Annotated in this window: 13 protein-coding genes and 1 pseudogene; 2 read left to right on the top strand and 12 right to left on the bottom strand. The window is 40.2% G+C overall.

Going from position 1 to position 14,518, the window contains the following annotated elements:
- Positions 1–87: 87 nt before the first annotated feature.
- Complete coding sequence (typA, locus tag CFT42_RS00700; protein WP_088808685.1) at positions 88–1,926, bottom strand: translational GTPase TypA; 1,839 nt, start codon at positions 1,924–1,926, stop codon at positions 88–90.
- A gap of 285 nt (positions 1,927–2,211) precedes the next feature.
- A complete protein-coding gene (locus tag CFT42_RS00695) occupies positions 2,212–2,979 on the bottom strand; it encodes an inositol monophosphatase family protein (RefSeq protein WP_369821455.1) in 768 nt (255 codons plus the stop codon).
- A gap of 122 nt (positions 2,980–3,101) precedes the next feature.
- Here CFT42_RS00695 and CFT42_RS00690 point away from each other — a divergent pair, with 122 nt between their 5' ends.
- Together CFT42_RS00690 and CFT42_RS00685 are read left to right on the top strand one after the other, a co-directional pair.
- Positions 3,102–3,713: a YktB family protein gene (locus tag CFT42_RS00690; RefSeq protein WP_088815151.1), complete on the top strand. Its 612-nt coding sequence runs from the start codon at positions 3,102–3,104 to the stop codon at positions 3,711–3,713.
- A gap of 205 nt (positions 3,714–3,918) precedes the next feature.
- A complete protein-coding gene (locus CFT42_RS00685; RefSeq protein WP_088808682.1) occupies positions 3,919–4,863 on the top strand; it encodes a magnesium transporter CorA family protein in 945 nt (314 codons plus the stop codon).
- A 119-nt stretch (positions 4,864–4,982) separates the two neighbouring features.
- Here CFT42_RS00685 and CFT42_RS00680 read toward each other — a convergent pair.
- The 10 genes and pseudogenes from CFT42_RS00680 to pdhA all read right to left on the bottom strand — a co-directional run bounded on the left by CFT42_RS00680 (position 4,983) and on the right by pdhA (position 14,152).
- A pseudogene (locus CFT42_RS00680) lies at positions 4,983–6,475 on the bottom strand (flotillin family protein).
- Positions 6,476–6,535: 60 nt separating this feature from the next.
- Positions 6,536–7,078 (bottom strand): NfeD family membrane protein, encoded by a 543-nt coding sequence (locus tag CFT42_RS00675; protein ID WP_088808680.1) that lies wholly within the window; start codon positions 7,076–7,078, stop codon positions 6,536–6,538.
- A 133-nt stretch (positions 7,079–7,211) separates the two neighbouring features.
- Positions 7,212–7,748, bottom strand: a complete 537-nt coding sequence (locus CFT42_RS00670) for a DsbA family protein (protein WP_088815150.1) — start codon at positions 7,746–7,748, stop codon at positions 7,212–7,214.
- 15 nt (positions 7,749–7,763) lie between these two features.
- Positions 7,764–8,036: a UPF0223 family protein gene (locus CFT42_RS00665; protein WP_088808678.1), complete on the bottom strand. Its 273-nt coding sequence runs from the start codon at positions 8,034–8,036 to the stop codon at positions 7,764–7,766.
- A 161-nt stretch (positions 8,037–8,197) separates the two neighbouring features.
- Complete coding sequence (locus tag CFT42_RS00660) at positions 8,198–8,488, bottom strand: hypothetical protein (protein WP_088808677.1); 291 nt, start codon at positions 8,486–8,488, stop codon at positions 8,198–8,200.
- Between the two features lie 47 nt (positions 8,489–8,535).
- Positions 8,536–8,856 carry a hypothetical protein gene (locus CFT42_RS00655; protein WP_088815149.1) on the bottom strand — a complete coding sequence of 107 codons (321 nt, stop codon included), beginning with the start codon at positions 8,854–8,856 and terminating at the stop codon, positions 8,536–8,538.
- Positions 8,857–8,967: 111 nt separating this feature from the next.
- Positions 8,968–10,371: a dihydrolipoyl dehydrogenase gene (gene lpdA / locus CFT42_RS00650; RefSeq protein ID WP_088808675.1), complete on the bottom strand. Its 1,404-nt coding sequence runs from the start codon at positions 10,369–10,371 to the stop codon at positions 8,968–8,970.
- 4 nt (positions 10,372–10,375) lie between these two features.
- Entirely contained in the window at positions 10,376–11,983 is a 1,608-nt protein-coding gene (locus CFT42_RS00645; protein ID WP_088815148.1) for a dihydrolipoyllysine-residue acetyltransferase, read from the bottom strand.
- A gap of 73 nt (positions 11,984–12,056) precedes the next feature.
- Positions 12,057–13,034, bottom strand: coding sequence for an alpha-ketoacid dehydrogenase subunit beta (locus CFT42_RS00640; RefSeq protein WP_088808673.1), 978 nt, complete (start codon positions 13,032–13,034; stop codon positions 12,057–12,059).
- Between the two features lie 2 nt (positions 13,035–13,036).
- Entirely contained in the window at positions 13,037–14,152 is a 1,116-nt protein-coding gene (gene pdhA / locus CFT42_RS00635) for a pyruvate dehydrogenase (acetyl-transferring) E1 component subunit alpha (RefSeq protein WP_088808672.1), read from the bottom strand.
- Between the last annotated feature and the right edge of the window lie 366 nt (positions 14,153–14,518).

Below are 14,518 nucleotides of genomic sequence, written 5' to 3'. Positions count from 1 at the left end.
CACCTACTTTCCTACTTCCATCTTAGCAAATGATTACTTGGAATACAAAAAAACTGCTACTTGATTAAGTAGCAGTTCCATCATTCATTATTCAGCGCTTTTCGCGCGTTTTTGAGCTTTTTCACGTTCATTTTTATTGAGAATTTTCTTGCGCAAGCGTACACTTTCTGGTGTTACTTCACAGTACTCATCATCATTTAAAAATTCAAGTGATTCTTCTAAAGACATTTGACGTGGTTTTTTAATAACGTTCGTTTGGTCTTTCGTTGCGGAACGAATATTCGTCATTTGTTTAGCTTTTGTGACGTTAACCGCGATATCATTTTCACGACTATTTTCACCAACAATCATGCCTTCATAAATTTCCGTACCTGGCTCAACAAAAATGGTTCCGCGGTCTTCCACTTGCATAATACCATATGTTGTTGATTTTCCTGTTTCCATTGATACTAAAGCGCCGTTACGACGTCCGCCGACACGACCCGTTTGCATTGGTTCATACGCTAAGAACGTATGGTTGATAATACCATAACCACGCGTCATAGAAAGGAAGTCAGTTGTATAGCCAATTAAGCCACGTGCAGGCACTTTAAATTGTAATCGCACTTGACCGTTTCCGTCATTGACCATATTTTGCATTTCACCTTTACGCTGGCTGATTGATTCAATGACAGCGCCCATGAATTCTTCAGGTGTATCAATTTGAACATCTTCGACTGGTTCACATTTTACGCCTTCCACTTCACGAATGATAACTTCTGGTTTGGATACTTGTAGTTCGTAGCCTTCACGACGCATCGTTTCAATTAAAATCGACAAGTGAAGCTCACCACGACCTGAAACTGTCCACGCATCTGGCGAACTTGTTGGTTCTACGCGAAGTGAAACGTCCGTTTGAAGCTCGGCCATTAACCGCTCTTCAATTTTACGACTCGTCACATGCTTTCCTTCACGACCCGCAAAAGGACTATTATTTGTTACGAAAGTCATTTGAAGCGTAGGCTCATCGATACGTAATACAGGGAGCGCATCTTGTTGATCGAACGGTGTCACTGTTTCTCCAACGAAAATATCTTCCATTCCAGAAAGAGCCACTAAGTCGCCTGCTTTTGCTTCTTTAATTTCTTCACGTTTTAAGCCGAAGAAACCGAACATTTTTGTTACGCGGAACTGTTTCACAGAACCGTCAAGTTTCATAAGTGCTACCGTCTGGCCGACATGCATTGTTCCGCGGAAAATACGACCAATCCCAATACGACCAACATAATCGTTATAGTCCAAAAGGGAAACTTGGAATTGAAGCGGCTCATCGCTATTATCCACTGGCGCTGGAATATGATCCACAATAGTATCTAAAAGTGGCGCCATTGTTTTCTCTTGTTTTTCTGGGTCAGAATCTTCGCTTGAAGTCCCGTTAATTGCGGATGCATAAATGACAGGGAATTCTAGTTGGTCATCGTTTGCACCTAATTCAATAAACAGTTCTAAAACTTCATCGACAACTTCTTCGGGGCGCGCAAAATCGCGGTCAATTTTATTTACAACAACGATTGGTGTTAAGTTTTGCTCAAGCGCTTTTTTTAGTACGAAACGCGTTTGTGGCATTGTACCCTCGTAAGCGTCGACAACTAAAAGTACACCGTCAACCATTTTCATAATCCGTTCCACTTCACCACCGAAATCGGCGTGTCCTGGTGTATCCATAATGTTAACGCGGATACCTTTATAATTAATAGCTGTATTTTTTGCTAAAATCGTAATACCACGCTCACGTTCAATATCATTTGAGTCCATCGCACGTTCATCAACATGCTCATTTTCACGGAACGTTCCGGATTGTTTCAAAAGCTCATCCACGAGCGTTGTTTTACCGTGGTCAACGTGGGCAATAATCGCAATATTACGAATGTCTTCTCTTAATTTCACTGGTTTGTTTCCTCCTAAAATCGGGTTTCAATTTGCTTTTTTAGAACGAAATGTGTATGAATCTCATCTAACTTCCAAATAAAAAGAAAAAGGAAAATAATTTATTTTCCTCGGAAGCAGTAAAATTAAACTTACGAAGTACTAAACGCACGACGCGCAACCAGATGAGTCATCCGTGAAATCGACCATTTATGCCTAATCCGAACATTTCGTATAAATCAACTTTCCTATTATAGCACAACTTCTTTCACTTGACACCCATTTGTTTTCAGAAAACGAAATTTTTTATGATAAATAACTGTCCAAAAGTGTCTTATGAACGTTTGGTAAAGCCACAAGTGACGAGCCTTGTTCAAGCATGTTGATGGGACTTCCGTCTAGGCGGGTTACGATGCAGCCCAATTCTTCGGCAATCATTTTACCTGCCGCAATATCCCACGGGGCCAAGTTTGCCGACATATAAGCGCCGACTTTTCCTGTTGCAACATACATATATTCCAGTGAGGCAGCGCCGTAAAGCCGCAAGCCGCGTGACGCTTTAACAGCCTCCCAAAGCCGTTCATTGGTCTGAATCGCACTTAAATTCGCCACTAGCAAATGATCAGCGAGCGTGTCGTCTGCGTTTACTGGTGTTAATTTTTTGCCGTTTAAATAGGCACCGCAACCTTTTTCGCACGTGTAAATGTCCCCTTTTTCAACTTCATAAATGGCGCCATATACGCCCACGCCATCGATGTAAAGCGCCACTGAAATTGTAAAGTTTTTTTGCTGCATGACAAAATTAAGCGTGCCATCAATTGGATCGACAATCCAAACGGGGCCTTCGAGCGAATCGATTTCGGCCGCCATTCCTTCTTCTCCGAAAATACGATGGTCTGGAAACTGTTCTAAAACGCGCTTCACAAATAAAGTTTCTACTTGCTTGTCGATATTCGTGACTAAATCATTACGATTTGATTTTGTTTCAATTTCTAATTTTTCCTCAAAAGAAGCCATGATTTCGGCCCCTGCTTCTTCAAAAAAAGCGCTAACAAATTGTTTTTCTTTATCCAGACGGCTCATCTTAACAGCTCCTTAGTTATAATGTTTTATTTTAGCATAAAATTCTTCTGATTGTATATGCCTCGCTACTTTCGTATAATAGTCATAACAACTATTTTTGGAGGGTATATAGCATGACAAACGGTTTTACAAAGAAGGAATTTAAGGCGATGAGAACGCCTGGACTCGCGAATCGAATGGAAGCGATTCAGATGGACATTCAGCCGAAATTTAAGGCGCTTGGTGAGGAACTTACGGGATTTTTAAGTGATGCCCTTAATACGGAGATGCATTTACATATCGCACGGCACGCTAGGCGGTCGGTGAACCCGCCTGATAGTACTTGGCTTGCCATTTGCGCGGATAAGCGTGGCTACAAGAAACACCCGCACTTTCAAGTCGGCCTTTACGGCGATTATGTGTTTATTTGGCTCGCTTTCATTTATGAAAACGAGGACCGGGATCAAATTGCCAGTCGCTTTTTGGCGCACCAGGCCATGTTTGAAGCGTTGCCAGATGGCTTCTCCCTCTCGAAAGATCATACCGTCAGCGCCACTTTTGCTTTAAACAAAAAAGAACTTAAAAGCGCTTTAGAACGTTTTCGCGATGTGAAAAAAGGCGAGTTTTTAGTTGGGAAGATTTATTCGGAAAATTCGGCTGTGCTGCGCTCCGAGAAAGCGTTCATCGAGGAAGCGGAAGACGTTTTGCGCGCGCTCATACCACTTTACAAACTTGCGCTAAAATAAACATGTACAAATAGGCCTAAACTCGATATAATAGTGAAGTTGTGAGTATTTTGGAAAGGAAGTGAATTGTCATGAAGAAACAAAATCGAAAGCCTAGTGAGCCTGATCCACATCGAAGTATACAGGCGCGAGTCAATTTTGCGGAGGACAATTCCTTCACTAGTTGCAAAACGCCTGCTCTAGTTAAAAAAGAGGAGGGTTCCAAATGCACCAAATTTTTAAATCCGATGAAGATGGCAAATTAATTGAGCTTGAAGAAGTGGAACGCAATGCATGGATTAACATTGTTGCGCCTACATCAGAAGAAATCAATCAAGTTGCCGAAAACTACAATATTCCATTAGAATTTCTCGAAGATCCACTCGATAAAGATGAAAGTGCGCGGATTGAACGCGATGACGACACGGAAGCCGTTTTAATCATTTGTGACTTTCCAGTTGTGGATGAAGACGATATTCATTACGCCTCGTTTGAAACTATTCCAATGGGGATTATTTTAACAAAAGACTATTTTATTACGATTTGCACGATTGATTCGTCGATTATTCAATCCTTTATAAAACGGCGTATCAAAGGCTTTTATACGCATATGAAAACGCGCTTTGCCTTACAAATTCTCTATATGATTTCCACGCAATTTTTGCGCCATCTAAAACGCCTTAATCGTCAAACCGATGAAATCGAAAAAGAATTGCATGAATCCATGAAAAACAAGCAGCTCTATGATTTGATGGGGATAGAAAAAAGTTTAGTTTACTTTGTCACTGCCCTCAAATCCAACAAACTTGTGCTAGATAAAATGATGCGCCAACACATTGTAAAAATGTATGAGGAAGATCAGGATTTACTAGAAGACGTCATCATTGAAAACCGCCAAGGAATTGAAATGGCGGAAGTTCATTCCAATATTTTAAGTGGTATGATGGATGCGTATGCTTCGATTATTTCGAACAATATGAACATCGTCATGAAATTTTTGACATCTTTCACGATTATTTTAACGATTCCAACGATGGTATTCAGTTTTTATGGGATGAATGTAAAATTGCCGTTTATGGATATGTCACTCGCCTGGATTGTCACGCTAGGTATTTCATTTAGCATCGCCGGAATACTTGCACTTGTTTTTTGGCGAAGAAAGTTTTTTTAAAGCATAAAAAAGCATAAATCCTGTAAAATCCATTTTTCAAAATGGTAATCTTACTGGACTTATGCTTTTTTTATTGACTATCTTTTGGAATAAAAGCTGACGATGCTTACCCCACCTTTTTATTCCTTATCTGACTGAATCGTTTTAGTTAGTTCATCCACACTATTTTTCACATTACCCTTACCAGAAAAGTTCTCCAGCAATTCGCGAATGTCAAGGCCTGTAGTGGCTTTTAGGCTTTCTTGTGCGGTCGTCATCAAATTCGTTGCATACGCACTTACCTTATTTGCACCACTGTTTGTACCATCACTTCCAGTATCAACAACAGTAATCGTATCAATATTGCTCATTGGAGCTGCTACTTGTTTCGCATATTCAGGCAGCATATTGACAATCATATCGAGCATCGCTGCTTGGCCATACAATTCGTAAGCTTCCGCCACTTTTCGTTTTGCCTCTGCTTCTGCTAAACCACGTAATTTGATAACTTCGGCTGCCGCTGTCCCTTGTGCTTGCTCCGCCTCGGCTTTTGCAATCCCTTGAACGCGAACTTGTTCCGCTTCTGCTTTCGCTTTTGTTTCAATACGATATTGGTTCGCTTCTGCTTCTGCATATTCTTGGCTCTTTCTAGCCGCCGCTTGTTGCTCAACAGCATAACGATCCGCATCCGCTTTTTTCTTCACTTCCGCATCATATTGACGTTCACGGCGTTGAATTTCACGTTCTTCTAATTCAATTTGTTTTTGACGCTCAATAATTTGAATTTGCATTTGTTGCTCAACAACTTCTTGTTTCGCACGTGCGCTTTCTAAATCATAAGCTTGGTCGGCATTCGCCTTTGCTGTTTCTTGTTCCCGGCGATATTCAGCAACTTTTAATTGGTTTTGCTTTTCAGCTTCAGCAATTTCTGTTTTACGCTCTAGTTCAGAACGAGTCGCTTCTTTTTCTGCTTCCGCTCGTTTCATACGCGTTTCTTTACTCGCTTCTGCTTCCGCCACATCTGCATCACGCTTCACTTGCGCAATACGCGGCTTACCTAGCGCATCTAAGTAGCCATTGTTATCTCGCACTTCTTTAAGCGTAAAGGAAACAATAATGAATCCCATTTTAGCTAAATCTTGAGCCGCAACTCCTTGCACTTCTTGAGAAAACTTATCGCGATTTTTATAAATCTCTTCCACCGTCATGGACCCTAAAATCGCACGAAGGTGCCCTTCAACCACTTCAATCGCTTCTGCTTCTCGCTCTTCACTTGTTTTTCCCAAAAATTGTTCAGCGGCTGTGGCAATTTCGGAAATAGATCCACCGATTTTAATAATTGCCGTACCATCCGCCATAACAGGAACCCCTTGTTCCGTATAAATCTCAGGCGTTCTAACATCTAATTTACTCGAAAGTAAACTAATTGGACGCGATTGCTGGAAAACTGGCATTACGAATGTACCGCCACCACGAACAATTTTGACTTTTTTTCCGCCTTGACATTTTTACGACCTAAGTAGCTTCCCGAAACGATTAATGCTTCATCTGGTCCGACAGTTTTGTATTTGGTTACAAACACAATTAAAAACAAAATTAAAACAACAACTGCAACGATTAAAACTAATGTAATTCCTCCGGTTAAAATATTCAAACTTTACAGCCTCCCTTTTGTGTAGTAACTAATTTGTCCTTATCCTAAGAAAGAGGTATAGGGCGAAACTAAAATGTAAGCATCTTCTGCATCAATAATAAGCACTGTTTCTCCCAGCGAAATAGGTTCATTATCACTTGATTTCGCCGCCTTTGCTACTTTACCTGCATTCATTTCAATCAAGACCTCACCGAAACCATCGCTCGGAATAGAAGTAATGACGACACCTGTTTTTCCTTCTAAATCCTTTGTTTCATAAGCAATTGAATCACTTGTCCTAGAAAGTGGCAAAAGTATTCCAAAATAGAGGATTGACGAAAAAATCAATCCGATAATAATCGAACCAATTAAAACATTTATACTTGATAAAGACGTATATTTCTCACCTAAAAAGCCGGCTAATGAAAACGCACCTAAAAAGTATAAAATAATCGATCCTGGAATAGGTAATAAATCTAAGGCAAAGCTGACAATACTAACTGAGAAGATTAACGCCGATATTAGATCGATTACAATCAGTATACCTACCACAATCAATATGTAATAATATACATTCTCTATTGGCATTCCAAATACCATCATGTTGTTCCCTCCAATTACTTCTTTGTGAACAAATAGTCATACTTCCATTTTAACAGAAAGTCGGCACCACATCAATTGTTCCTAGGAAGCCAAAAAAAGAAGTGAGTACACTTCTCACTTCCATTAAAACATGTTATTTTTTAGCAAATTCAGCGTTTAAAAGTTCTTCCAGCTCTTCGGGTGTAATGTGTTCATCAAAAATATGTTCGCTGACAATGACAGTAGGAACAAAAACAACATTCGCGCGGTTCGCTTCCTCGATAATAGCCGCCGTCGCCTCTTCGTTATTTTGCTCTTTTAACTGCAATTTATCTTCCATATAAGAAGCTACTTCGTGAAGCGGCAAATTGCCCCACTCATCTTGCGTCGCATAAATTTTATCAATCACTTCCCACGTTTCAAACGGCGTATCGTAATTTAAATAGCGATGCGCCACGTTGCCCGGCTGAAGTTTTTCTTTTTCCTTATCAAATGGTTTAATAATTAACTCAATCTTTCCATCTCGAACGAAACGATCTAACACTTTTCTTGAATCAGTATGCCATTTACGGCAATATGGACAACGCAAATTCACAAATGACATCACTTTAACTTTCGCATTTTGTGACTGTGCAATATGAATTCCTTCTGTTGTTTTCACTTCAGCAGCCTTAATTTGACTAATATCCACTTTTATTCCCCCTAGTTATGGTTTCATTTTAATCGTACTCGTCGTAGCATTTTTCAGCATTTGCATCACCTGATAAGGCGAATAACCACTAACGTCTTCAAACTCACGCCCAAGACGCTTCTCCTCACCAATCGACGGCACGACCGTCTTAAACGCCCGGTACGTTTCTTTCAATTCCGCCGCACTGACGCCTTTCTCATAAGCCTTCTCAATCGACTCAAAATAATGGATGACGACCGCAATTTCCTCTTTCGTCCAGTCCATATCAATCGGATAACTATAATTCATTTCTTGTCACCCCTTCTTTTGGACAAATTCCCAAGTTCCACATTTCCAATACAACATAAAATGCTCAGTTTCGGAACTAACAGCCTATTAAATTCATTTTATCATGCAACTTCCAAAGTTTAAAATGAATTGTTTACAAAAAAAAGATGCTAGCAGCACCTTTAATAACCTTGTTCTCTTTTCCGTTTTAGTAACATTGTCATCACAACAAAATAAGCCGGTAAAATGTAACTTACAATAATTAAAATGATAATTTCCAGCGTCGATTTTTGAATGTAGCCATTCGTTAATTTAATAAAACCAGTAATCGGTGTTTCTAAAATTTTAAAAACCGCCTGAAATCCCCCTGCATCATGCATATGTTGAATAAAGCCAATAACGAAAGCCACAATGGCTAGCAGAAAACAAATTCCCGCTATAACATAAGATATCCAAAACAAACTTTTTTTCATCACTTCACCTTACTCTCGTTTATTTCCCAGAATAAAAACATCAACGCCTAATAACTATGCGATTCCACATGTTTTTCTCTGTAACTGATTCTCGCGAAGTGCATGCCAACAAAAAAGAATGCGGGAAGAACAAAATTCAAAATAAACACGACTACATAGCGCACAAGAACGCTTGCAATTGGAATGGTGACAACAGGATTTGTAAACGGTGTCGCAACGATACGCAAAACAGCTTTATAGCCATCGGTATCATGCATATGATGAATAAAACCAATCCCAAATTGTATAAATGTATCCACTGTACAAAGCCCTGCAACAATCATAAGTAAAATAAAAACGGAATGCGGAATATGCCAATGCTTTTTCATTTTCACACCTGAATTCTAAGTTATTTTCGTGAAATATTCCTCTTTTTTACGCCATGTAAATTTTAACATATAAAATACGCTGTTTACAATTGTAAACAGCGTATTTTTTTATTAAATGTGAATAGGGCGTCCTAAAGCAAGTTCAGCCGCTTCCATTGTAAGCTCTCCAAGTGAAGGATGGGCATGGATTGTAAGGGCAATATCTTCTGCGGTTACACCCGTTTCAATTGCAAGACCGATTTCAGAAATAATATCTGAAGCGTTCATTCCTGCAACTTGAGCGCCAAGTACAAGGCCATCTTCTTTACGTGTCACTAAACGTACAAAACCTTCTGGTGCATCAAGTGAAAGAGCACGGCCGTTTCCGCCGAATGGGAATTTCGATGCTTTCACATCAATTCCTTTTTCTTTCGCTTCTTTTTCTGTCATACCTACAGTTGCAAGTTCAGGGTCACTAAACACAACAGCTGGAAGCACAGTATAATCATTTTCAGATTTTTCCCCAGCAATAGCTTCAGCAGCAATTTTTGCTTCATAGCTTGCTTTATGGGCTAAAGGAACACCTGGAACGATGTCGCCGATTGCGAATACGTTCGGTACATTTGTACGTCCTTGTTTATCGACTTCGATTAATCCACGTTCAGAAACTTTTACGCCTAATTGTTCCAAGCCGATGTCATCTGTATTTGGACGACGACCAACTGTTACAAGTACATAATCCGCTTCGATTGTGTTTGTTTCGCCATTTGCTTCATAAGTCACTTTCACGCCATTTTCAGTTTCTTCTGCTGACTTAGCGAGTGCTTTCGTTACGATTTCAACGTTTTTGCTCTTCAAGCTACGTTTAACAAGCGATACCATATCTTTTTCATATGTTGGTAAAATTTCAGGTCCGCCTTCAAGAATCGTAAGTTCAGTGCCTAGGTTAGCAAATGCTCCGCCAAGTTCAGTACCAATATAGCCACCGCCGATAACAACGAGTTTTTTCGGTACTTCTTGTAAAGCGAGTGCTCCTGTTGAACTTAACACACGTTTGCCATATTTGAAACCTGGGATTTCGATAGGACGTGAGCCAGTCGCAATGATAACATTGTTGAACGTATAAGTTTGAGCAGAATCTGGGTGAATGACACGAAGTGAATGTTCATCTACGAAGAATGCTTCCCCTTCTAACATTTCAACTTTATTCTTTTTAAGAAGGCCACGAACGCCTGTTGTTAATTTGTTAACAACGCTGCCTTTCCATTCTTGTGCTTTCGCAAAATCGAGATTAACATCTTTCGTTGTAATCCCCATATTATCAGAATGACTTGCTTCTTTAAAACGGTGACCAACTGTGATTAAAGCTTTGGAAGGAATACAACCGACGTTTAAACATACACCGCCGAAATATTCTTTTTCAATAATCGTTACTTTTTGTCCAAGTTGCGCTGCACGAATTGCGGCAACATATCCACCGGGGCCTGCACCGATAACTATCGTATCTCTTTCTTCTGGAAAATCTCCTACAACCATTATTTTACGCCTCCATTAGTAATAATTCTGGATCATTTAATAAACGTTTAATATTGTTCATTGCTTTTTGAGCTGTTGCGCCGTCAATTACACGGTGGTCAAAGCTTAATGATAAAGCAAGAACTGGAGCAGCTACAATTTCGCCGTCTTTTACGACTGCTTTTTCAGCAATACGACCTACACCTAAAATAGCAACCTCAGGATAGTTGATTACTGGTGTGAACCATTGTCCACCGGCAGAACCGATATTTGAAATTGTTGCAGAACCGTGGCGCATTTCGTCAGCTGTTAGTTTACCATCGCGTGCTTTTCCAGCTAGCTCATTAATTTCATTTGAAATGGAGAAGATGGATTTTGTATCTGCATTTTTAATGACTGGCACATATAAACCGTGATCTGTATCAGCCGCAATGCCGACATTATAGTAATGTTTATAAATAAGTTCTTCAGTTGCATCATCCATCGTTGTATTAAGCACTGGGAACTCTTTTAATGTAGCAACTAACGCTTTCACCATATAAGGGAGGAATGTCAGTTTGATACCTTTTTCAGCCGCAACTTCTTTGAAACGTTTTCTGTGCGCCATAAGAGCAGAAACTTCAATTTCGTCCATTAATGTAACGTGTGGTGCTGTGTGTTTCGAGTTCACCATTGCTTTTGCAATCGCGCGACGAGTTGGTGTAAGTTTTTCGCGTGTTTCTGGATAAGCATCGCCAGCAGCTGGAACTGGTTTTGGTGCTGCTTTCGTCGCTTGCGCTTCTTTTTGCGGTGCTCCCGCTTCTGCAGCTGGCGCTTCTGGTGCATCGCCACTTAAGTAAGCTTCGATATCTTGTTTTAAGATGCGGTTATTTTTGCCGCTTCCTGCAACAAGGCGAATGTCAACGCCTTTTTCACGAGCAAATTTACGAACAGATGGCATCGCAATAACAAGACCATTTGGATCTTTTTCAGCAGATGGTGTTCCGTTGCCGCCACTTACAGGAACCGCCGCAGGTTTTTCTTCTACTTTAGCTGTTTCAGCTGGCGCTTCTGGTGTAGAGGAATGATCCGCTGTACCTTCAAAGTCACCAGTAAATGTGATCAACACTTGACCTACTGTTGCAACTGTACCTTCACCAACTAAAATGTCTTTAACCGTACCATCAACTGGCGATGTAATTTCTTCGACTGATTTATCATTTTGTACTTCAAAAATTGCTTGATCTTCTTCTACTTTGTCACCGGATTTAACAAACCATTTGACGATTTCGCCTTCATGGATTCCTTCACCAATGTCAGGTAATTTAAATTCAAAAACGCCTGCTCCGCTAGAAGGTTTTGCCGCTGGTGCTGTTACTTCTTCCTTCACTTCTTCAGCTGCGTCTTCATGACCTTCAACGCCATCAAAAGTAATTAAAACTTGACCTACAGTGGCTACTTCGCCTTCAGCTACTTTAATTTCTTTTACTGTACCTGAAACGGGGGAAGTAATTTCCTCCACAGATTTATCGTTTTGTACTTCGAATAGAGATTCGTCTTCTTCAATTTTATCGCCTGGTTTTACGAACCATTTGACGATTTCACCTTCGTGGATACCTTCACCGATATCCGGTAATTTAAATGAATATGCCATTGTCTATTAAGCCTCCTGTTTTTATTCAAACTTTATATAGAATGTTACGCCATCACGTAACGTACGCTTTTAATTAGAAAGCTAAAACTTCTTTAACACGTTCAACTACATCGTTATGGTTAGGTAACCAAACTGTTTCCGCTTGTGAGAATGGGAAAACGCTGTCTGGTGCAGTAACACGCATAACTGGCGCTTCAAGTGAAAGAATTGCACGGTCATTAATTTCAGCGATAACGTTTGCCGCTACGCCGCCTTGTTTTTGTGCTTCTTGAACCATAACAACACGGTTTGTTTTCTTCACAGAGGCAACAATTGTGTCGGTATCGATTGGGCTGATTGTACGCAAATCAATTACCTCAGCAGACACGCCTTCTTTTTCCAAAGCTTCCGCTGCTTTTAAAGATTCTTGAACCATTGCACCGTAAGCGATGATTGTTACATCTGTACCTTCGCGGCGAACTGCTGCTTTGCCGATTTCAACGGTATATTCGCCTTCTGGAACTTCTTCACGGAACGAACGATATAATTTCATATGTTCTAGGAAAATAACGGGGTCATTGTCGCGAATCGCAGAAATAAGCAATCCTTTTGCGTCATATGGTGTGGACGGAATAACGACTTTAAGCCCTGGGGATTGTGCCATTAAACCTTCTAAATTATCGGCATGAAGTTCAGGTGTGTGAACCCCGCCGCCAAATGGTGCGCGAATTGTAATCGGTGCAGTACGTGTACCACCTGTACGGTAACGCATACGTGCCATTTGTGCAACTACAGAGTCCATAACTTCAAATACGAAACCGAAGAATTGAATTTCAGGCACTGGGCGGTAACCTTCAAGTGCTAGACCAATTGAGAGACCGCCGATACCGGATTCTGCAAGTGGTGTATCAAATACACGGTCTTCGCCAAATTCAGCTTGTAGACCTTCTGTTGCACGGAAAACTCCGCCGTTTTTACCAACGTCTTCACCGAATACTAAGACGTTTTCATCATTTTTAAGTTCAACTGCAAGCGCATCTGTAATCGCTTGAATCATTGTTTTTTGCGCCATGATTATTTCGACTCCTTCGCTTCATAAATTGCCAATTGTTCTTTAACGTTGGCTGTTGGTGTTTCATACATATTTTTAAGAAGATCAGATACTTTTTGTTTAGGAATTGCGTCTGCTTCTTTAATTGCTTCTTTGATTTCTTCTTTCGCACGATCGATAACTTCATTTTCTTTTTCTTCGTTCCAAAGGCCTTTGCCTTCTAAGAAAGTACGGAAACGAACGATTGGATCTTTTAGTTCCCATTCTCCGTCAAGTTCTTTCGTACGGTAACGAGTTGGGTCATCCCCTGAAAGTGTATGTGGACCATAACGGTAAGTCATCGTTTCGATAAGTGTTGGGCCATCGCCTGCAACTGCACGTTCACGAGCAAATTTCGTTACGGCATAAACTGCAAGTGGATCCATTCCGTCTACTTGAACACCTGCAATACCAGCTGCAACAGCTTTTTGCGCAAGCGTTGGTGCTGCGGATTGTTTTTCACGAGGAGTCGAAATGGCAAACATGTTATTTTGTACAACGAAAATAGCAGGAGCATGGAACGCACCAGCGAAGTTTAATCCTTCATAGAAGTCACCTTGAGATGAACCACCGTCACCTGTATATGTGATAACAACATTATCTTTTTTACGTTTTTTAAGTCCTAATGCAACACCCGCTGCTTGCACGATTTGTGCGCCGATAATGATTTGCGGGGACAACACTTTTAAGTCTTCTGGGAATTGGTTCCCTACAAAATGTCCACGTGAGAAAAGGAATGCTTTTGTAAGCGGTAAACCGTGCCAAATAAGTTGTGGCACATCACGGTAACCTGGTAACACGTAGTCTGATTTTTCAAGGGCATAATGACTTGCAAGTTGAGATGCTTCTTGACCTGCTGTAGGTGCATAGAAACCTAAACGACCTTGACGGTTTAACGAAATGGAGCGTTGATCAAGCACACGAGTCCAAACCATACGCGTCATAAGTTCAACCAATTGTTCATCTGTTAAATCAGGCATTAAATCCGGATTTACAATTTCACCTTTTTCATTTAAAATTTGAACCATTTCAAATTGTTTCGCAACTGCATCAAATTGTTGCGTTACATTAATTACTGCCTTCTTTTCTTTAGAAGCCATTACGTATCTCTTCCTTTCGTTTAACAAAATAGTGGAGAAAATGAATGCGCCATCATTCAGACTCTCTGAAAGCTTCATTTCCTGAAAACCTGATTATGTATTAATAAAAATGTGAGCATTAATAATAGAAGAAATCATTCTAAATGTATGTAAAACTTGTTTGGTTGCACTTTAGAATATTTCTTCTAAACATGTTCACTGGTCTAGTTGCTGCTTTACTTTTCCCCAGACACACACAGCAAAACATCTGTATATTTCTGAGTTTGTGAATTTTCGAATGTTTTTTCACAAAAAGACCTTACCAATTTTTTAATCAGCTCATTTTCTTTACGAAATCTGTTCTAATCAAAAACGGAATCTTTATTA

This window comes from Listeria goaensis, assembly GCF_900186125.1.
Lineage (GTDB): Bacteria > Bacillota > Bacilli > Lactobacillales > Listeriaceae > Listeria > Listeria goaensis.
This window is presented reverse-complemented; position numbering and strand designations above follow the sequence as displayed.